This window comes from Adlercreutzia caecimuris B7 (assembly GCF_000403355.2).
Lineage (GTDB): Bacteria > Actinomycetota > Coriobacteriia > Coriobacteriales > Eggerthellaceae > Adlercreutzia > Adlercreutzia caecimuris.
Map to the genome: position 1 here is coordinate 226,324 of NZ_KE159646.1, position 17,610 is coordinate 243,933.

Below are 17,610 nucleotides of genomic sequence, written 5' to 3' on the forward strand. Positions count from 1 at the left end.
TGCGTCTTTGTGTAACTATTATAAATCATGCTGTTTATATTTCAGCTTCATCTGATTACAAAAGCAGAAGAGCCGATACGGTCGGCTCTATTTTGCTAAGTTCCGAGCTTTCCCTGAAAGTTTGTAAATCGCTTGTAAGTTTGTAAGTTTTCCGATTGTCTTTACGTTGTTACACCAGTTCAGGGCGCTAAGCCTTACGCTTCGTCCTTCATGTGGGGGATGAGGGGGGGATGCTCCAGGTCAGTATGTGCTAACGGGATCTCAGAACTTCCTCATGATGAAAAACGTCAGCCAGTCGTTTGCGGGTTGCGTGGGGGATGCTGAAGTTGAGGCCATTTGCATTCTCGAAATTGCGTATGCGGACCAGGCCGCGCTCGGCGGTCCAGCCCAGCTCGTCACGGGCCTTGCTCGCGTCGGCGTAGGACTCGGCGATGTTGCCCAGTCGGAGGGAGGGCGGCTTAGACGATGGGCTAGAACGGGAGCTATATTCTAGGTGATTGCGCTAAAATTTAAGACGCTGCTGAATGAGATGTTGACCTGAATGGCATTCGGTGAATTTGACTGCGACAGGAGAGCCTGGTTATGGGGAGTGTGGGCTGCGCGATCGATGCAAGCATTTTTCCTCGGAATGGTTTCGGGAAAACTGAGGCTGCGAGACTTATGAGGGTGGGGGACTACTTTCCGAGTCGAGAGAGCCTGCATGGGGATATAGGTAACGATATCCTCTACCAACTTTGCGAAAGCCACCCCCTTCCGGCGGCCTGCATATGCAATGACGGTGTGAGTGCTGAGGAGCTCAGGGAGCAAGAGGGCATTCTTGCGGGCAAAATGTGGGTTATTGGCAGGTCGTATGCAGCTTCTCCCGAACGATATGCCTATGTGAAGTCGGGGAAGAGCAAGAAGCCGCCAGAGGGAAGCGCCGAAGGTTACGAGAGCTTTTTCAGCGATGTCGCTGCCATACTGTTCGAAGGCGAGCCCTGCTTCCGTGGATGTGGGGCCAAGGAAGAAGGCGGAGAATTCTGGGAGAGAGCTAAGGCTCACGCGAGCGAGGCAAAAGGCTGGTTTCGCGAAGCCCTTGACGTGGTTCATGAGTTGACGAGCAAGACTTATGGCCTTCGTGGAGGTTCAAACGATGTCGATATCTTGAAGAAGGTTGCAGATGCGGTCACTACGTTCGGCTCTGCTATTCAGGAAGCGCGGGCAGCCCGAGATTGGGCCATAATTGCTTGCAACAACGAGAGCGAGAACAAGAGCGACGGCGAAGAAGAAAGTGGTGAAATCAGGGTTGAGGATCAGTATTTCCCGCTTTCGTTTAGCAGCAAGTTTCTCCATTTTCACCTCCCGCGTCTCGTTTTCATATATGACAGCATTTCTGGTGACATTCTCGCTCCCAACCATCGTTACTGCTATTTCGATGGATCCGGCCAATGTGTTTCGGGCGAAGTCGGCCAATTTAAGATTGACTGCAATCATGCTATGGGCCGAAAAGTTGGCGATGACCCGAGCAGAAAGTATTTTCTTCATGCCTCAAAGGAGCTTGCCTTAGCTACTGCGATCAGCGGGTATTTTCAAGACCAAAAGGGCAACGAGGACGTTCGAGGGGCGATCGAGAAGGGGCGTATCGACGTCGATTCGGGCATACCCTGCTATATCAATATAACGAGAATGATCGATGCTCTTGTAACGAACTCAAAAAAGGAGAAAGATAAAAATAAAATATCGCACACCCCTGTCGATGCTTTTAGCGGCAGGGTGGCCTGGGAGGCCGAAGCGGACGATATTCTTCCAATCAAGGAAGCGGAATCGCAGTAAACCAGATAAGAGTGAAGCGTGGCTGGGCATTCCGGATAGTGTTCGATCCGCGATCTCTCTAGGCATCGATCTCGACCATTTGGTCGGGCTTTTTGAAGAAATCTCACGCTTCTCTCCGCTTGATCAAGAGCATGTATACTTGCGAAGCCGCCAAGAGTAGAATTCTTTCCGGTTCTGGATATTATGAGCGAAAGGGTGCAGGGCTATAGTTTTATGGTCGAGAATCAATTGGACGCAGCAGCGAGAAGCCGTAAGCCTTGGCTGACGCCGGTGCAACAGGTAGAGCACCTAAAATCGAAGGGCGTGAGGTTCGAGAAGATTTCCGAGGAGGATGCCCGTACATACCTTGAGAGAAACAACAATTTCTTCCGTATTCGCTCATATAGGACGAATTTCGAGAAGGTAGCCGAGGGCGCTCGTGCGGGTCAGTATGTCAATTTGGACTTCAAGATGCTCATCGACCTTTCGATCATCGATATGCTCCTGCGAAATGAGCTTTTGCCCATGACACTCGATATCGAGCATTTTGCGAAAGTGAATCTTCTTAGGGAAATAGAGCGGCACGGTGAGGACGGCTACGCTATTGTCGAGGACTTCCTAGCCGAGGCGGATTGGGTGAACTCAGAGGGAAGAACCTGCAATCGCACTAAGGACGAAATCGCAAGGGGGCAATCGAGCGCTTACACCTCGGGGCTTTTGGAAAAGCATCCCGAGCACGATTATCCCGTCTGGATCTTTATGGAGCTGGTGTCGTTCGGTACGTTTCTGAGGTTCATGAAATTCTGCGCGGACAGATTCGGCGACAAGCGCTTGAGGGATGACTACTACGTGCTGCAGAACGTCAAAGCGCTGCGAAATGCATGTGCTCACAACAACTGCGTCTTGAACAACATGATCGGTTGTCCGGCGCGGTACAATGCTCAGCCAGCCGTTACGCAGGGCCTCGAGTCCATCGGCATCTCCCTAAGCCAGCGGCGCTCTAAGATGAAAAACGAGGTTTTCCAGCAGATAGCGACCGTGCTCTATGCGCATCAGCGCTGGGTCTCCGAGGGTGTGCGGAGAAACCGAGGGGACAGCTTGCGCAAGTTCAGCAACCGGATGCTAAAGAACTGGGAGTTTTACAAAGACAACGGACAGGTAGTTTCGGGATTCTTCTTCATTCTACGCATGATTTCCGGCTGGTATCCTGACGGAAATCCTGTCGCGCAGGATGATAGGGCGTCTCGGGGAACGAAGGAAAAGGCCGTGGAGGAAATGGGGAATTGCGGCGCCGCTGGAGAGTAGGCCTCTTGCAGCGCTGCGAGTTTTTGCGTACCATGTGCTCATAACGAAAAGCGCTTCGCGCTTTGTAAAGGGGGGGCTTCGCGAGAGGATCCCCCTTAGTTTTTCTTCTCACCCCTCTCATGGTTTCTCGGTCTTGCTGGAGCCAAGATAGGTGGCGCTGTGTTTCGCCGCAGGTTGGCGTTGGCGTACTTGCCGAAAATGAAACGAGGCGAGATTCAACGAGCCTCGCCCCATTCTGTTAAGTGCTTTCGTCCGCACTATTTACGGTCTGCACACCTTGCAGGCGGTATACCCTTCGCGCTGGGCTTCGCTCTTGGAGATAGAATACTTACTGTAGCGCAGATAGCGGCAGGTGCCACGGTGGTATTTCTCGCCCGTATTGGTGATATACACCGTGCCGCCGCTTGACTTCTTCGCCTTGGCCTTGGTCTTCACCGACTTCTTGGCGGACCAGTCGGAGTAGTACTTCTTGCCGTCAACTGTTTTGTAGGCACGCACCTGCACGTAGTATTTCGTGTTGGCCTTGAGCCCCGAGATCTTCTTCGAGGTGGCGCTCTTGCCGGCGGTAACCGTCTTGGCACCCTTCATGCTCTTGCTTTTGGAGTACTTGATCTGGTAGCCGGACACGTCGTTTTTGCCCTTCGACCACTTGGCGGTCACGGCGCTGCTGCTTGCTGCGCTGGGCTTCTTCGCGGTCGGCTTCTTCGGATACACCTTCACGGTGACGGTTTTCGTGCCTGTGTAAGCCCCTTGGCCCGTCACCTTGATCTTGTAGGTGCCTACTTTTTTGATGGTGCCAGAAGGCTCGATCGTGAAGTTCGCATTGGATTTGACAATATTGCTGACAACTGTTTTGCCTCCGGCTTTAACGGTGATCTTCGGTTTGATGACCTTGCCGGTGTAGGTGAACTTCGCCTTGCTTATTGTTACCTTGTCGATAGCCGTGGTGGCTGGGGTGGTGGTGCCGTCGGTCACGACGTCGTCGGCGAAGGCCGGTTGGGCTGTCGCGGCTGCCCCCATCGCGCCCAAGGCGAGTGCGGCTGTTAGCAGCAGCGCCGCGGTGCGCTGTCTCAGCCTCAATGTCTCTGTCATAACGCAACTCCTTTCTTCTCTGCGAGATACCGCTATCATAGCGTAACGATGACCAGATAGATAGGCGATTGCGTACACCCGCAATGCCGCTGCGCTCCCGGTCATGTCGGGCTCGGCCGTCTTCTGGCGATGCTGATCTTGCGCGGCATTCATCGTCAGGCATATAATTTTCCACAGATGTTCATCGACGCAGGAGGCGGCTGGCACGCCGCCTTCTTCTCGGTGGCTCGTCTCCGATTCCGAACACATGCGAGCGCGAAGGGGCTTTGGGGTTATGGGAAACCGTCGCCAGGTGACGCGGAGGAGCGTTTCGGTGCCGCGGGGGCGCTGCGGACGTCCTCGCCCTTACCAGCCGGGCCGGCTGAACAGCGCCTACGTGGCCGCTTTTCGTCCGCAACGCCGCCGCAAGCCGTGGGGTGTTATCATTCTGGTCGTGCTGCTCGTTGCCCTTGCCGGTGGCGGTGTGGCCTGGGGCATTACCACAGGCGCTCTGCCGGAGGCGATCGACGGCCTGCAGGCCCTTCTGCTTGGCGGCGATGTGCCCGATGCCGATGTCGCAGACGCCGATACTCAAGCAGCTAACCCTGCAGGCGCCGACACTCAAGCCGCCGACACTGCCGGCGGCGATCTCGCCAATGCGGCAGGCATCGATGCACCCGACGTTGACACCGCAGGTGCCGACGCAGCTGATACCAAGTGATCGAGTGTCGCCGTCGTCCCGGCGCAAGTGGGGCGGGACCGGGGTGCTGAGCGATGCAAGCGGGGCGAGCAAATGCGAGAAAAGGGGAGAACGCCATGATGCGGATCGACGCCAACACAAGAACCACTCCGAAGGCTCCGGCGATGCTGGCCGCTGGGGCGATCGCCGCGGCGGTCATTGCGGTGCTGCTGGCCTTCGCGCCTGTGGCTGCCTTCGCCGACGAGCCAGCGGCGGCCGGTACCCAGGCCAAGGCCACTAAGCCTGTCGAGATCACCATCAGCGCGGTGGGGGACTGCACGCTGGGGGTCGATTCCCGCTACAACAGCGTGTTCAACAGCTACTACAAGCGCAAGGGGGCGGCGTACTTCCTGAAGAAGGTGCGGTCCGTCTTCGCGAAAGACGACCTGACTATCGTGAACTTCGAGGGCACGCTCACCACGGCGAAGAGCCGCGCGGATAAGGCGTTTACGTTCAAGGGCCCGGCCAAGTATGCCTCTATCCTCACGAAAAGCTCGGTGGAGGTGGCCAATCTCGCCAACAATCACTCCCGCGACTTCGGCGCGAAAGGCCTGGCCGACACGAAGCGTACGCTGAAGAAGCGCGGCATCGCCTACTGCCAGAACACCACCATCGCCTACAAGACCGTCAAGGGCGCCAAAGTGGCCTTCCTCGGGTTCGACGAGGTAGACGGCGTGACGAAAAAGCAAGTGAAAGCCGGTATCAAGAAGGCGAAGAAGGCGAACGCGCAGATTATCGTCGTCAGCTTCCATTGGGGCATCGAGCGCGACTACTATCCGGCCCGGGCGCAGAAGAGCCTCGGGCGCTACGCCATCGACTGCGGCGCGTCGCTCGTGCTGGGCCATCACCCCCACGTGCTCCAGGGTATCGAGGAGTACAAAGGCCGCTACATCGTGCACAGCCTGGGCAATTTCTGCTTCGGCGGAAACACGAACCCCAAGGACAAGGACACGATGATCTTCCAGCAGACCTTCACGGTGAAGGGCGGCAAGCTCGCCAAGAAGGATAACGCCCGCATCATCCCGTGCTCGCTGTCGGGCAGCAAGTCCACCAACACCTTCCAGCCGCGCATTCTGAAGGGCGCGGAAAAGCGGGCTCTCGTGAAGAAGATGAACCGTCTGAGCCGCGGCATGGGCGTGAAGGTGGCGTCGAGCGGGCGCTTGAGGTAGGCCCGACGTATCGGCGCAGCGTTCGTGCGCCAGCGCAATGTTCACGCAGTGACACAGTGCTCGCGCGCCCGCGCTCCGTTCGCAACCCGGGCCCTTCGTCGCATGGCGGAGGGCCCCGCTATTTCCCCATAGTGGCGAACCAGTGGTCGGCGCGGGCGATCTGATCGCCGAAGCGGCTGTTCAGCCAGCGGAAGAGCGGCTTTTCCAGCAGCGCGATGCGCAGGCTGTCCACGGCGGCGCCGAAGGCGTACACGCCCACAGCCGCCAGCAGGCTCGCGCCGATGATGGCTGCCGGTCCGAGTGCGTACACGGCAGCGAAGTGGGGCCAGAGCCACGCCCGCACGAAGGGGTTGTCGTGGATGAGGTACACGCCCAGGGCGCATTTCGCGAGGTTGTTGACGGTGCGCGAGGGGGCCATGGCCAGCCGCGCGAAGGCGACGAGCATCCCCGTCGAGGCCAAAAACGTGGGAATCATATACTGCCACACCGGGTACTGGGCGTTCACGCGATCGAAGCCGAACCAAGCCTCGGCGCAGCAGATGGCGGCGATAGCGGCCCACGATACCAGCACGCCCGCCACAGCCATCGGCCCGCCGCCCACGCGCAGGGTCAGCCGCGCCGGGTCGAGCCATGCCAGGGCTCCCGATGCCCCGGTCGTTTTCGCCCAGGCGGCGTCCCGGTCAGCCGCCGCGCCATCGCCGCCGTCTCGGGCGAGGGCGATCGCAAGGGTGTCGCCGCCCTCTGCGCCTTCCATCAGCTCGCGAATCCAGCCGCCCACGAGGTAGAGGTAGAAGAACCACAGCAGATCGGATCCGAGCGGGTTGAACGTGGCCAGCGTCGGCAGCACCGAGATCGTCACGAAGCCGATGGCCGCCAGGCGGCTCTTGCCCCGGTGGCTCAGGCGATCAAACAGCAAGTTCAGGAAGGGGCTGACTACCATAAGGGCCACGAAGTTCGTTATGAACCAGTACTCGCCCGACACAAGCGGCAGCGCTGCCTTTTCCAGCCGGGCTTGGGTAACGAGTTCCGGTTGGGCCACGGCGAACAGGATCAGCAGCCCCCAGGAGTAGAACCACGTCTCGAGCACTACGCGCGCCACCGACGCCACCCGCACCGACGAGCGCGTCATGAAGTAACCGGTAATGAGCACGAAGCAGTTCACCCCGAGCTTGCCGCCGAAGGCGAGCACTCCCACGGCGACATCCGTCGCCAGCACGCCGTCTGCGGGCCAGGGTCCGTGGACGCTGAAGTGGAACAGGATAATGAGCATCATGCTTACGATGCGCAAAAGCTCGATGTTGGAATCTCTCATGAAGGATCCTCGGGTTTGATCGGATGGGCTGGCTTTGGGAGGCACCGCATTCCCGATGAGACAACATGAACGACCGATCGCTCCCTGTCAAGACGCTGGCCGTCGTGCGAGCAATGACGACGGGATGCGTCGGGTGGCTATCCGGGCCGGCGCCCCGGTGGACGCCGCGCCCCCATGCGCCCTCCCGCGGGCGGCTCTATTCCACGGAATGCTGACAAGTGGGCGGCGGAGCCGCTCGGCGGGGTCGGCTGTCGTGGTATGCTGCGAGGGAACTGATTCTGCCCGCTGGTGAAAGGGAGTCCCATGATCGATCGCAAGGCATTCCGCACGTTGACGTCCGGCCTGTACCTCATTACCTCCCGCGAGAGCGACCGCAAGGTCGGCTGCGTGGTGAACACCCTCGTCCAGGTGGCCTCCGAGCCGCCCACCCTGGCCGTGGCCCTCAACAAGGACAACGTCACCACTGCCGCTATCGACGCCACGGGCCGCTTTGCCGCCACGGTGCTGTCCGAGGCTGCGCCCATAGAGCTCATCGGCGCCTTCGGCTTCCGGTCCAGCGCGGACACCGACAAATTCGCCGACTGCCCCTACTGCCTGGACGGCGCCGAGATCCCCTATGTCACTGCCTCCGGGCTCGCCCGCTTCTCGGTGCGCGTGACCGAGAAAGTGGACGTGGGCACCCACTACCTGTTCGTGGGCATCGTGGAGGAGGCCGCTGTGCTGGAGGCGGGGGAGCCGCTCACCTATGCCGACTACCACCGGGTGAAGGGCGGCAAGACCCCGCCCAAGGCCGCCACCTTCAACGGGGGAGAGGACGGGATCGACGCTGTTCCGGCCGCCGCGCCGGTAGGCGACGCCGCTGCTCCCACGACCGAAGAAGCCCCCAAGCGCGTTGCGTGGCGCTGTCCCATCTGCGGTTATGTGGAAGAAGGCTATCCCGACGGGCTGCCGGCCGACTACACCTGTCCCATCTGCGGCGTGCCGGGATCGATGTTCGAGCGTGTCGAGATCTAGCGCATCCAAAATAAAGATTCGGTAGATTCTCCCAGAAGGACTGGCGGGCGCTGGTATCCTACGACGTTGGTTAACACACGCAAAGGAGGTAGGCGCCCCGGCGCCGCAAAGAGCCTATGGGAAACAGACCAGGAAGACATTCTGCGCCGCTGCCGACGGGCGGCCGTCGTCGCGGAGCCCATTCCGCGAATTTCACCCCCGATCGACGCAATGCCGGTTTCGCGCCCGATCGCAGCGCCGCTCCGAGTGGTCGCGGCGTCTACGGGGCCGGGACGTCCGGTTTCACGCCGGCGGGCCGCCAGAGCTATGCGGCCAGCGACAGCCTGGCCCGAGCCAAGCAGGCCCGCAAGAAGAGCCGCGGCAAGAAGATCGCCCTCGGCGTGGCCATTGCCCTGGTGGTGGCCTTGGCCGGCGGCGGCACGGCCATGGCCCTGTACCTGAACGGCATCAACCAGACTATCCAGGGCGGCATGGACGAGACTGAGAAGATGCAGCTCGTCGAGCAACTGGCGCCTTCCAAGAGCGAGGATGGCTCCTACTACGTGGGCATCTTCGGCAGCGACGCCCGCAAGGGCGAGACGGCCAGCCGCTCGGATGTGACCATGCTCGCTCGCATCGACCCCGACGACGGCGTGGTCGACCTCGTCTCGGTGCCCCGCGATACCATGATCGACATGGGGGAGCACGGCACCCAGAAGATCAACGCCGCCTACGCTTTCGGCGGTCCGTCCCAGGCCGTGAAGACCTTGTCCGCCTTTGCCGGCGTGCCCATCACCCACTACGTCGAAGTGCACTTCGACGAGCTGAAGGACGTGGTGAACGAGCTCGGCGGCATTCAGGTGAACGTGCCCGAGGGCTTCTACTCCGACACGAGCGGGCTGACCATCGAAAAGGGCGAGCAGACCCTCGACGGCGATCAGGCTTTGGCCTTCGCGCGCGAGCGCCATGCCGTTTCGGGCGGCGACTTCTCCCGTGCCCAGGCCCAGCGCATGATCATCGAGGCCATTGTGGAGAAGATCCTCGCCGCCTCGCCGACCGATATTCCCGGCATCGTGGAGTCGCTGGCCCGCTGCGTCACCACCGATTACTCCGTGACCGATCTGGTGAACCTGGCCCTCACCTTCAAGGACAAGGGGCTTACCATGTACTCGGCGGCTTGTCCCAGCTACACGCTGAACCAGAACGGCGTCAGCTACGTGGGCACCCAGTACGAGGAGTGGCAGGCCATGATGCGCCGGGTGGATGCCGGCCTCGATCCCACCGACGAGAAGGCCGAGATCCCCGAGCCGCAGGCCAGCGACAGCGAGCTGGGCGCGGCCAGCAACGCCGCCAGCCCTCGGGACTACAAGGATCTCGTGGCCGACGCTATGACCACCGATGACGTGGTGTCGGCGAAGAAGGACGACAAAGCCGACAAGGACGCGTGACGCCTCGTCGAAACTCGTTTCGCTTGCGCTCGAAATCCCTCGCCTTCGGCGGGGGATTTTGCTACACTGCCGAGGATGTGATTCGACGTCCCGTCGGGGGCGCAGATCCGATGGAAGGAGCGGTGCGGGCGCCATGAAGCGGCAAGACGCTCATAAGGCTGCGGCGATGCTGATAAGCGTCGTGCTGGCCTGTGCTTTGGTGCCTGCAGTTCCGGCCCAGGCCCAGCCGACTGCCGCCGATGTCTCCGTCGCCGAGACTGCTGCCGACGGGGGTGCCGATGGTGCCGAGGCTGCCGACAGGGGCGCCGATGGTGCCGAAGCTGCCGACGCCCCTGCCGCCACCGTTCCCGATGTCGAATCGCCCCTCGTCGTGGCCGATGAGCAGACCGTGGCGACCGTCGCCGAAGCTGTTCCGCCCTCCACCGCAGGCTCCTACGACACGGCCATCGCCGACGCCAACCGCTATCAGCTCGTGATCGTCGTGCGCTTCGCCGGCGATACCACCGGGGATGGCGACACGGGCCTGAACGCGGTGGACCCCTCGGTGCTGCAGCTGACGGGACGCCGGCTCGTCGAGCGGCTCAACGGCTTCACCGACAGCCCGTTTCTGGAGCCCACCCTGTACAGCTACGTGAAGGACGTCTCGGATGGGGCCTGCCGCCTGCAGTCGATCATCCCCCAGGCCGATGAGGACTTCCGCATCCGGTATCTGACCCTGCCCCGCGCCCGCGAGGGCTACGCCTATGCCGTCAACGTGGTGGAAGACGCCCTGGCGGCTTTCAACCGCGCCTATCCCGACTTCGACGGCCGCAGCCTTGACGGGGACGGTGACGGCTATGCCGACAACGTCCTCATCGTGCCCGAGGTGAACGGCAGCGCCCCGGTCATCGATTCGCCGCTGTGGCCCCACAAGGCCGACTACACCGGCTCAGGGCGTATCGGTGCGGAGGGCCGCGCGGTGCGGGTGGGCACCTACACCATGGTGGATACCTCCCACGGGGTTTCCACGGGCACCATAGTCCACGAGACCATTCACGCCTTCGGGGCGAAGGACCTTTACCGGGCCGGCGCGAAGACCGAAGATGCGGCCAACCGCCCCGTGGGCGTGTGGGACATCATGGCCGAACACGCCGGCTCGCGCCTCATGCGGCCCTTGGCCATTACGCGCCAAGACTGCGGGTGGACGAAGCTGGAGGAGACCGGCGGCGGTTCGGTTACCCTGTTCGCGCCCGGTTCCGGCAAGCGCCAGGCGGTGAAGTTCAAGACAGACCTCAACGCCTCGGAGTACTTCGTCGCCGAGTTCCGCCGGGCTAGTGATGCCGCGGGCGGCGCTGCGGGTCTCGACATGTCCGTGGAGGGCCTCCCCTCCACCATCGGGGGCTCGGGGCTGGTGGTATACCGGGTGAATCCCGTCATGAAGGATGCGGGCAACGGGAACAAGGGGTCGAAGGACTACGTGTACATCTTCCGTCCCGGCGAGACGGGGGCGCCCCGTGGCGACGGGGCCGGCGACCTGCGCCACGCTCAGCTCTCGGTACCGGGTCGTGCGACGCTCGGCGCGGCCGATATGGCCGCGGGGCTCGCCGACGGGGCGATTACCTATTCCGATGGCCAGAACTCGGGCATCGTGGTGTCGGTAACGGAGCAGAGCGACGATGCCATCACCTTCAAGCTGGAAATGCCGGATGTGACCGCGCATGATTTGTGGAAGAGCGCGGTGGACGGCAAGGGGGCCACGGCCCTGACCGAGTCGGGCTTTTCGGACACCAGCCTGGTGAAGGCTGCCGATGGGGCGCTGTACCAGGTGTGCTCGCGACTCCAATCGGGCACGCGGGGTGCGGGCGCGACGGTGTACCGTTACGACGGCTCGTCGTGGTCGAGCCTGGGGTCCCTCGGCAGTGGCTACGGCAGCTTCAGCGGAGCAGTGTACCGCAACGAGCTGTATGTGGCCGGCGTGCGCTACGGCGCTGCGACGACCATCGGGCTGTGGCGGTGGAGCGGCCGGGCATGGAAGGAAGTCGCCACGGTGGCGGCCGCAGCCAACAAGCCCGTGCTCGGCGTGGCCGGCGGTGCCCTGTACCTGTTCGCCGACGGCAGCGGCAGCGGCGCTCAGCTGTACCGGCTGACGGGCTCGTCGCTGACGCCGGCGGGCCGCCGCTGGGGGAGCGGCACGATCGCGGGCGCGCACCTGTTCGATGTGGGTGGTCAGCCGGCCGTTATGGCAGGGAACTTCAACAGCGACCGCACCGAGCTGTGGACGCTCGCGAACGGCGCGTGGAAGGTGGCCCGGGTCCACAGCGGCTTCGCGCAGATGGTGGCCGGCTACCAGGACGGCAAGCACTCCTTCGCCCTCACGGTCACCCAGGATGGCGCCCTGCGCTTGATAGATCTGGCGGGGACGTCTGGCAGCGGCTTCGGGGAGAAGTACTCGCCGTCGCCCCTGGCGCTGCCCAAGGCCTATACGGCTTCTCTGACCCTCGGGGGCGATAGGCTGTACGTGGCCCTGGCGGAGGCGGGCAGCCAGATTGCTCGTGTCTTCGAGGCGTCGGTGGGCAACCGGGCATCCTGGCAGCAGGTGGGTGCCAACGTGGTGTCGCCCTCCACGGCCATCGACGTGGGCACCATCGGCGATGCGGTTTTCGTCGCATCGACGGCCACGCCCGATGATGTGCCCATGCTGCTCCAGCACGGCTCGGTGGGCCCCGGCGCCATCGTGCCCGCACCGCCGCTGCCCAGCGAGCCCGCAAAGCCCGCGCCCGCGCCAACCCCTGCGCCGAAGCCGACACCTGCGCCCGCGCCGAAGCCGACCCCCAAGCCTGCGCCTTCAACCCCTGCGCCCGCCCCTTCGGCTCCGACACCTGCGCCAAAGCCCTCCTCTTCCGCGAAGGCCAAGCCGGCCCCCAAGCCGCGGGCCACGGCGTTCACCAAGGTGAAGGGCGGCCGGCGGGCCATAACCCTGCGGTGGAAGAAGCAGACGAAGTCGGTGACGGGCTATCAGATCCGCTATTCCACATCGAGGAAGTTCACGAAGAAGACGACGCGGACCCGGTGGGTGAAAAGCACCAAGAAAACGTCGCTCACCGTAAAGAAGCTGAAGGCGAAGAAGACCTATTATGTTAAAGTTCGCACATATAAGAAAATCGGAGCCAAGTATTACTATTCGAAGTGGTCGAAGGTGAAGAAGGTGAAGACGAAGTAGGCGCTCGGGCGCCTGCTTGGCCCGGGCGGAGAGAAGGAGCCTGCTGTGGGGATGAACGCGCTTGCGAAACGATGCGGTTGGAGAGCAATGTCGGCAAGGTGGGCCGCGGCGCTCGTCCTCGGGTTCGCCCTGGCTTTGGCAATGCCGGCCACGGCCCTGGCCGCCGAGGGCGATAAGGCCGCGTCGGCCGACGACGGGGCCGCTGCGCCGAAAGAGTCGGTGGAACTCGTCTGCAAAACCACCCTTGCCGGCGTGAGGGGATGGCAGAGCACCGATGGCGGCAAGCTGGCCGGCCGCAAGAGCGGATCGGCGGCTGTGACGGCGCTGCGCATCGCCTACAAGGGCACGGTGGACGGCTCCATCAAGTACCAGACCTATCAGGCGACCGGCGGCTGGTCAGATTATGCCGCCGCCAACAAGACCTCGGGGACGAAGCGGGCGGCCAATCCCATCCAGGCGCTGCGGGTGAAGCTGACCGGGGACGTGGCCGACCGCTATAACGTGTACTACCGGGCGAACCTCGTCGGCTACGGCTGGACCGGCTGGGGCAAGAACGGCCAGGCGGTCGGCGCCCGCAAGCTGGCCAGCGTGCGCGGCTACCAGGTGAAGCTCGTCAAGAAGGGCAAGAAGGCCCCGGGCAGCGCCAAGAACCGCTACTTCTCGAAGGGCGCCGCCAGCGCTGAGGTGTTCTACGCCCAAGGGGGCAAGACGCGAACCCAGCTTACGCGCGCCCTCAACAAGGCCAAGGGCGCCAACTCGGGCCTGAAGGCCTTCGGCGGGAAGTACAACTTCAATTCCAAGGCGGGCAAGAAGCTGAAGGCGGCCATCAAGAACCTGAGCCGCTACAAGCTCAGCTTCACCATGATCGATCTGAAGACGGGCCGCGGCATCAGCTACAACCCCACAAAGGTGCTCTATATCGCCAGCTCCATCAAAGGGCCCTATGTGGCCGCCATCAACAAGTACCGCGCCGGCAGCGTGGGCGCCGGCACGCGGGCCACGATGAGCAGCACCATCAAGGTGTCCAGCAACGAGGGCTATTCCAGCCTGCGCCGCCGTTTCGGCCACGGTATCATGAAGAAGATGATGAACTACTGCGGCATCTCCGAGAAGGAGATGACCTCCACCCGCAACTACCCCTATATGTCGTCGCGCACGCTGGCGAAACTGTGGGTGGGCACCTACTGGTCCTACTACCGCGAGACCAACACGCGCTCGGCCTGGGCCCGCGGGTTGTATGCTCATCCGTGGAACTCGTTCATCGACCGGGGTCTTTCGACTCCCACGCGCAGCAAGCCCGGGTGGTACCCGGGCGGCGGCTATAACGTGCAGAACGACGGCGGCGTGGTGCTGTCCAGCGACGGGCACTATGTGGTTGCGGTCATGAGCTCGGCCTGCGGGCAGTACGGCAAGCTGGCCAACCTTGTGCGCGCCATCGACGGTGTGCACGCCGATATGGTGAAGTAGGGAAGGGGGCGCAACGGGTTCTCGGCCATCTCGTGCGCTCGCGCGGAAAATGGCACAACCTGTTGTGTTTTCCCTGACAACGCGGCTATAATGCCGAGTTATGAAAATTGAGCGGCGCCCGAGGGACGGAGGAGCGTCGCCGGCCGATACTCCGATATGAAAGAAGGCGAGATAACCGATGAAGAAGACGTCCTTGCGCAAGCGGGTGCTGTCGGTGGTGCTGAGCGCCACCCTGGTGGCCACGATGTGCCCGGCGACCGCCCTGGCCGACGAGCCTGCTGGCGCCACTCCGCCGGCCGCCGACCAGCCGGCCACCGACCAGCCGGCCACCCCGCCGGCCGACCAGACGCCCGCGACTCCCCCCGCCGACGAGACCCCCGAGCCGCCCAAGCCCGAGGTGAAGCCCAAGCCGAAGCCGAAGCCGAAGCCGAAGCCGAAGCCCGTGGTGTCCTGGCGCAGCGCCGGCAAGATTCCCGGCGCGAAGGTGAAGTACCAAAAGAAGGGTGCGATGGCCGGCAAGACCGCCTCCACCAAGCCCCTCACCTACATCAAGATCAAGAACGACTCCAAGAACATCAAGGGCAATATCGCCTACAAGGTGCGCATGGCCGGTAAGGGCTGGACGGGCTGGAAGAAGAACGGCCAGAAGGCCGGCAACGGCAAGACCAAGAACGCCGTGCAGGCGCTGAAGGTGCAGTTGACCGGCGAGCTCGGCAAGCAGTACAACGTGTTCTATCGCGCCTATGTGGTGGGCTACGGCTGGACCGGCTGGGGCAAGAACGGCGAGCAGGTGGGCGCTCCCAAGCTGGCCGGCATCCGCGCCTATCAGGTGAAGATCGCCCCGAAGAAGGGCACGGCCGCCAAGAAGGCCAACAAGAAGTACAACACGAAGAAGGCGCGCAAGAACCACCTGATTACCACCAAGACCGCCTCAGAGATGTCCATGCGCCTGTCCATGGCCGCCAAGGCTCAGGGTCAGTCCTCGAAGACCAAGTGGCTCATTCTGGTGGATACTCACAAGAACCGCGTCTGCGTGCTGAAGGGCAAGAAGGGCCAGTGGAACGTGCACAAGTTCTTCAAGTGCTCCAGCGGCGCTCCGGGCTCGCGCACGGTGCGCGGCAAGTTCACCATCGGCAGCCGCGGCCTCTCCTTCGGCGAGGATAAGGGCTACTCCTGCTGGTACTGGACGCAGTTCTACGGCAACTACCTGTTCCACTCGGTGCTGTACAATCCGGGCAGCAAGCGCTCGCTGCAGGACGGCCGTCTGGGCATGAACCTCTCCCACGGCTGCGTGCGCCTGGCCATCGGCAACGCGAAGTGGATCAATCGCAACATTCCCAGCGGCACCAAGGTATGGACCTACTAAGTCGTTGCTCCCTCAACGTTTCAGGCGGTCGGGTCGAAGGGCCCGACCGCTTTTTTTACCTAGGTGGATTATTTGGAGCGGGACGCCCTTGCCGGGTGGCGCTGCCCCGCTTGGGAGGACACCACCCGGCAAGGGCGTCCCGCTTCCGCTCTGCTCTGTATGGACGCTTTGTCGGTAATCTATGCTGTTACCGTCATAAGCCGACCTCAGGTGCCAAAAGTGCCCGGGTCTGCCTTGCGGACTGAAAAACAAAAATGCTATCATGCGTGAACCCTTTTAACCCCAACCGATGATGAACTGTACCCGAGAGTTGAAGGATATTTCTATGACTGCAAAGGCGCTGCGCGTTTTCCTGGCCTCGCTGCTCACCCTCGCCCTCATCCCCACGGCCGCCCTCGCCGACGACGGCGACAGCAACGAGGCGCGCGCCTCCTATGAGCCGGAAGGCTATCATGACGAGGGAGCCGGCGAGCCGGTGACCGACGGAGACAGCTGGCGCATCACCGACGGCGTTCCCAACAACGTGTGGCTGGAGGAGAACGAAGATGCCGGCATCGCCACCTTCGGCGCCTTCTCCGACGTGGGGGACAGCTACCGCGCCACGTGGTCGGCGGCTAACGGCGTGGGCACCTATATCGATCGCAAGAAGCCCACCGACAAGGGCACGGTTATCACGGTACCCAATGTTTTGGAGGTCGGCGTCGATATCTCGTACTTCAACAACGAGAAGGGCGGCAAGCACACGGCCATCGATTGGAACAAGATGAAGGCCGACGGCATCACCTTCGCCATCATTCGCATCGGCGACGGCGGCACCAACGGCAAGGGCTTCGACGACCCGTGGTTCGTGCAGAATATCCAGGGGGCGCAGGCCGCCGGCATCAAGGTGGGCGCCTACCTGTTTTCTCGCGCCACCCATCTGGGCAAGGGCGATTTCTCCGTCGACAACGAGATCAACCAGACCCTCGATCAGCTAAAGGCAGCCGGCATTCAACCGGGGGACTTGCAGCTGCCGGTCTATCTCGACCTGGAGTGCCAGGCCCAGCGCGATCTGACCAAGAAGAAGGGCGGTGCGGAGCTGCTCGGCCAGATCGCCGTGGCCTGGTGCTCGGCCATTCAGGCAGCCGGCTACAATGTGGGCATCTACGCCAACACCGACTGGTTCAACAACGTGCTCACCGACGAGGTGTTCTCGAAGGAGTCCATGGCGGCTAACAAGTGGAGCCGTTGGGTGGCCCGCTATTCGTGGGGCGGCACCTCCTCCAAAATCGAGAATACCGACATCTGGCAATTCACCTCCATCGGTTTGGTGAACGGCACCCCGCGCAAGTACTGCGACGTGAACTTCTCTTACGTCAATTTCGGCGAGGCTCCGAAGATGTACACAGTGAAATACAAGCTCAACGGCGGCAAGATGGTTGCGGCCAATCCAGTTTCCTACAATAACGTGCTCTCGCTTCCCACGCCCACGCGCGCCGGTTACAAGTTCGACGGCTGGTACACCGACAAGAACTTCAAGAACAAGGTGAAGAAGCTCACCAAGAAAAATGCGACTCTGTATGCCAAGTGGTCTCAGCCCTACACCATTAAATACGTGACGAACAAGGGCAAGAACCACAAGTCGAACCCGAAGAAGTACGGCGGCACCATCACCTTGAAGAACCCGACGCGCTCCGGCTACACCTTCAAGGGCTGGTACGCCGACAGGAAGTTCAAGAAGAAGGTGACGAAGGTCAAGAACAAGAACGTC

12 protein-coding genes are annotated in these 17,610 nt (G+C 62.0%); 10 read left to right on the plus strand and 2 right to left on the minus strand.

Annotated elements, in window-relative coordinates; translation table 11 throughout:
* Positions 1-582 precede the first annotated feature (582 nt).
* Together C811_RS05130 and C811_RS0102705 are read left to right on the plus strand one after the other, a co-directional pair.
* Entirely contained in the window at positions 583-1,812 is a 1,230-nt protein-coding gene (locus C811_RS05130) for a hypothetical protein (protein WP_016308431.1), read from the plus strand.
* 213 nt (positions 1,813-2,025) lie between these two features.
* Complete coding sequence (locus C811_RS0102705; RefSeq protein ID WP_198010013.1) at positions 2,026-3,096, plus strand: Abi family protein; 1,071 nt, start codon at positions 2,026-2,028, stop codon at positions 3,094-3,096.
* 261 nt (positions 3,097-3,357) lie between these two features.
* Here the strand turns inward: C811_RS0102705 and C811_RS05135 are convergent, their stop codons facing one another.
* Complete coding sequence (locus C811_RS05135; RefSeq protein WP_016308433.1) at positions 3,358-4,188, minus strand: fibronectin type III domain-containing protein; 831 nt, start codon at positions 4,186-4,188, stop codon at positions 3,358-3,360.
* 274 nt (positions 4,189-4,462) lie between these two features.
* On the opposite strand from C811_RS05135, the gene C811_RS05140 reads away from it, so the two are divergent.
* Both C811_RS05140 and C811_RS05145 read left to right on the plus strand, forming a co-directional pair.
* The gene (locus C811_RS05140; RefSeq protein ID WP_156997045.1) at positions 4,463-4,888 is read left to right on the plus strand and encodes a hypothetical protein; all 426 of its coding nucleotides are present in this window, start codon (positions 4,463-4,465) and stop codon (positions 4,886-4,888) included.
* Between the two features lie 95 nt (positions 4,889-4,983).
* The gene (locus C811_RS05145; protein ID WP_016308435.1) at positions 4,984-6,075 is read left to right on the plus strand and encodes a CapA family protein; all 1,092 of its coding nucleotides are present in this window, start codon (positions 4,984-4,986) and stop codon (positions 6,073-6,075) included.
* 118 nt (positions 6,076-6,193) lie between these two features.
* Here C811_RS05145 and C811_RS15645 read toward each other — a convergent pair whose 3' ends face one another.
* Positions 6,194-7,387 (minus strand): acyltransferase family protein, encoded by a 1,194-nt coding sequence (locus C811_RS15645; protein WP_016308436.1) that lies wholly within the window; start codon positions 7,385-7,387, stop codon positions 6,194-6,196.
* 303 nt (positions 7,388-7,690) lie between these two features.
* Here C811_RS15645 and C811_RS05155 point away from each other — a divergent pair, with 303 nt between their 5' ends.
* The 6 genes from C811_RS05155 to C811_RS05175 all read left to right on the plus strand — a co-directional run.
* Positions 7,691-8,401 carry a flavin reductase gene (locus C811_RS05155; protein WP_016308437.1) on the plus strand — a complete coding sequence of 237 codons (711 nt, stop codon included), beginning with the start codon at positions 7,691-7,693 and terminating at the stop codon, positions 8,399-8,401.
* Between the two features lie 116 nt (positions 8,402-8,517).
* Positions 8,518-9,828 (plus strand): LCP family protein, encoded by a 1,311-nt coding sequence (locus C811_RS05160; protein WP_016308438.1) that lies wholly within the window; start codon positions 8,518-8,520, stop codon positions 9,826-9,828.
* Positions 9,829-9,961: 133 nt separating this feature from the next.
* A complete protein-coding gene (locus C811_RS15650) occupies positions 9,962-13,027 on the plus strand; it encodes a fibronectin type III domain-containing protein (RefSeq protein WP_022926375.1) in 3,066 nt (1,021 codons plus the stop codon).
* A gap of 87 nt (positions 13,028-13,114) precedes the next feature.
* The gene (locus tag C811_RS05170) at positions 13,115-14,494 is read left to right on the plus strand and encodes a hypothetical protein (RefSeq protein ID WP_016308440.1); all 1,380 of its coding nucleotides are present in this window, start codon (positions 13,115-13,117) and stop codon (positions 14,492-14,494) included.
* A gap of 178 nt (positions 14,495-14,672) precedes the next feature.
* On the plus strand, positions 14,673-15,860 hold the full coding sequence (locus C811_RS16815; protein WP_016308441.1) for a L,D-transpeptidase family protein: 1,188 nt from the start codon (positions 14,673-14,675) through the stop codon (positions 15,858-15,860).
* Between the two features lie 325 nt (positions 15,861-16,185).
* Positions 16,186-17,610, plus strand: a 1,425-nt coding sequence (locus C811_RS05175) for an InlB B-repeat-containing protein (RefSeq protein WP_016308442.1), incomplete at its 3' end; no start/stop codon positions are given.

Bases quoted from the DNA above. Each gene is read 5' to 3' on its own strand.
- C811_RS05130 (WP_016308431.1), top strand. From the start codon at position 583: ATGGGGAGTGTGGGCTGCGCGATCGATGCAAGCATTTTTCCTCGGAAT.
- C811_RS0102705 (WP_198010013.1), top strand. From the start codon at position 2,026: ATGGTCGAGAATCAATTGGACGCAGCAGCGAGAAGCCGTAAGCCTTGG.
- C811_RS05135 (WP_016308433.1), bottom strand. From the start codon at position 4,188: ATGACAGAGACATTGAGGCTGAGACAGCGCACCGCGGCGCTGCTGCTA.
- C811_RS05140 (WP_156997045.1), top strand. From the start codon at position 4,463: ATGGGAAACCGTCGCCAGGTGACGCGGAGGAGCGTTTCGGTGCCGCGG.
- C811_RS05145 (WP_016308435.1), top strand. From the start codon at position 4,984: ATGATGCGGATCGACGCCAACACAAGAACCACTCCGAAGGCTCCGGCG.
- C811_RS15645 (WP_016308436.1), bottom strand. From the start codon at position 7,387: ATGAGAGATTCCAACATCGAGCTTTTGCGCATCGTAAGCATGATGCTC.
- C811_RS05155 (WP_016308437.1), top strand. From the start codon at position 7,691: ATGATCGATCGCAAGGCATTCCGCACGTTGACGTCCGGCCTGTACCTC.
- C811_RS05160 (WP_016308438.1), top strand. From the start codon at position 8,518: ATGGGAAACAGACCAGGAAGACATTCTGCGCCGCTGCCGACGGGCGGC.
- C811_RS15650 (WP_022926375.1), top strand. From the start codon at position 9,962: ATGAAGCGGCAAGACGCTCATAAGGCTGCGGCGATGCTGATAAGCGTC.
- C811_RS05170 (WP_016308440.1), top strand. From the start codon at position 13,115: ATGTCGGCAAGGTGGGCCGCGGCGCTCGTCCTCGGGTTCGCCCTGGCT.
- C811_RS16815 (WP_016308441.1), top strand. From the start codon at position 14,673: ATGAAGAAGACGTCCTTGCGCAAGCGGGTGCTGTCGGTGGTGCTGAGC.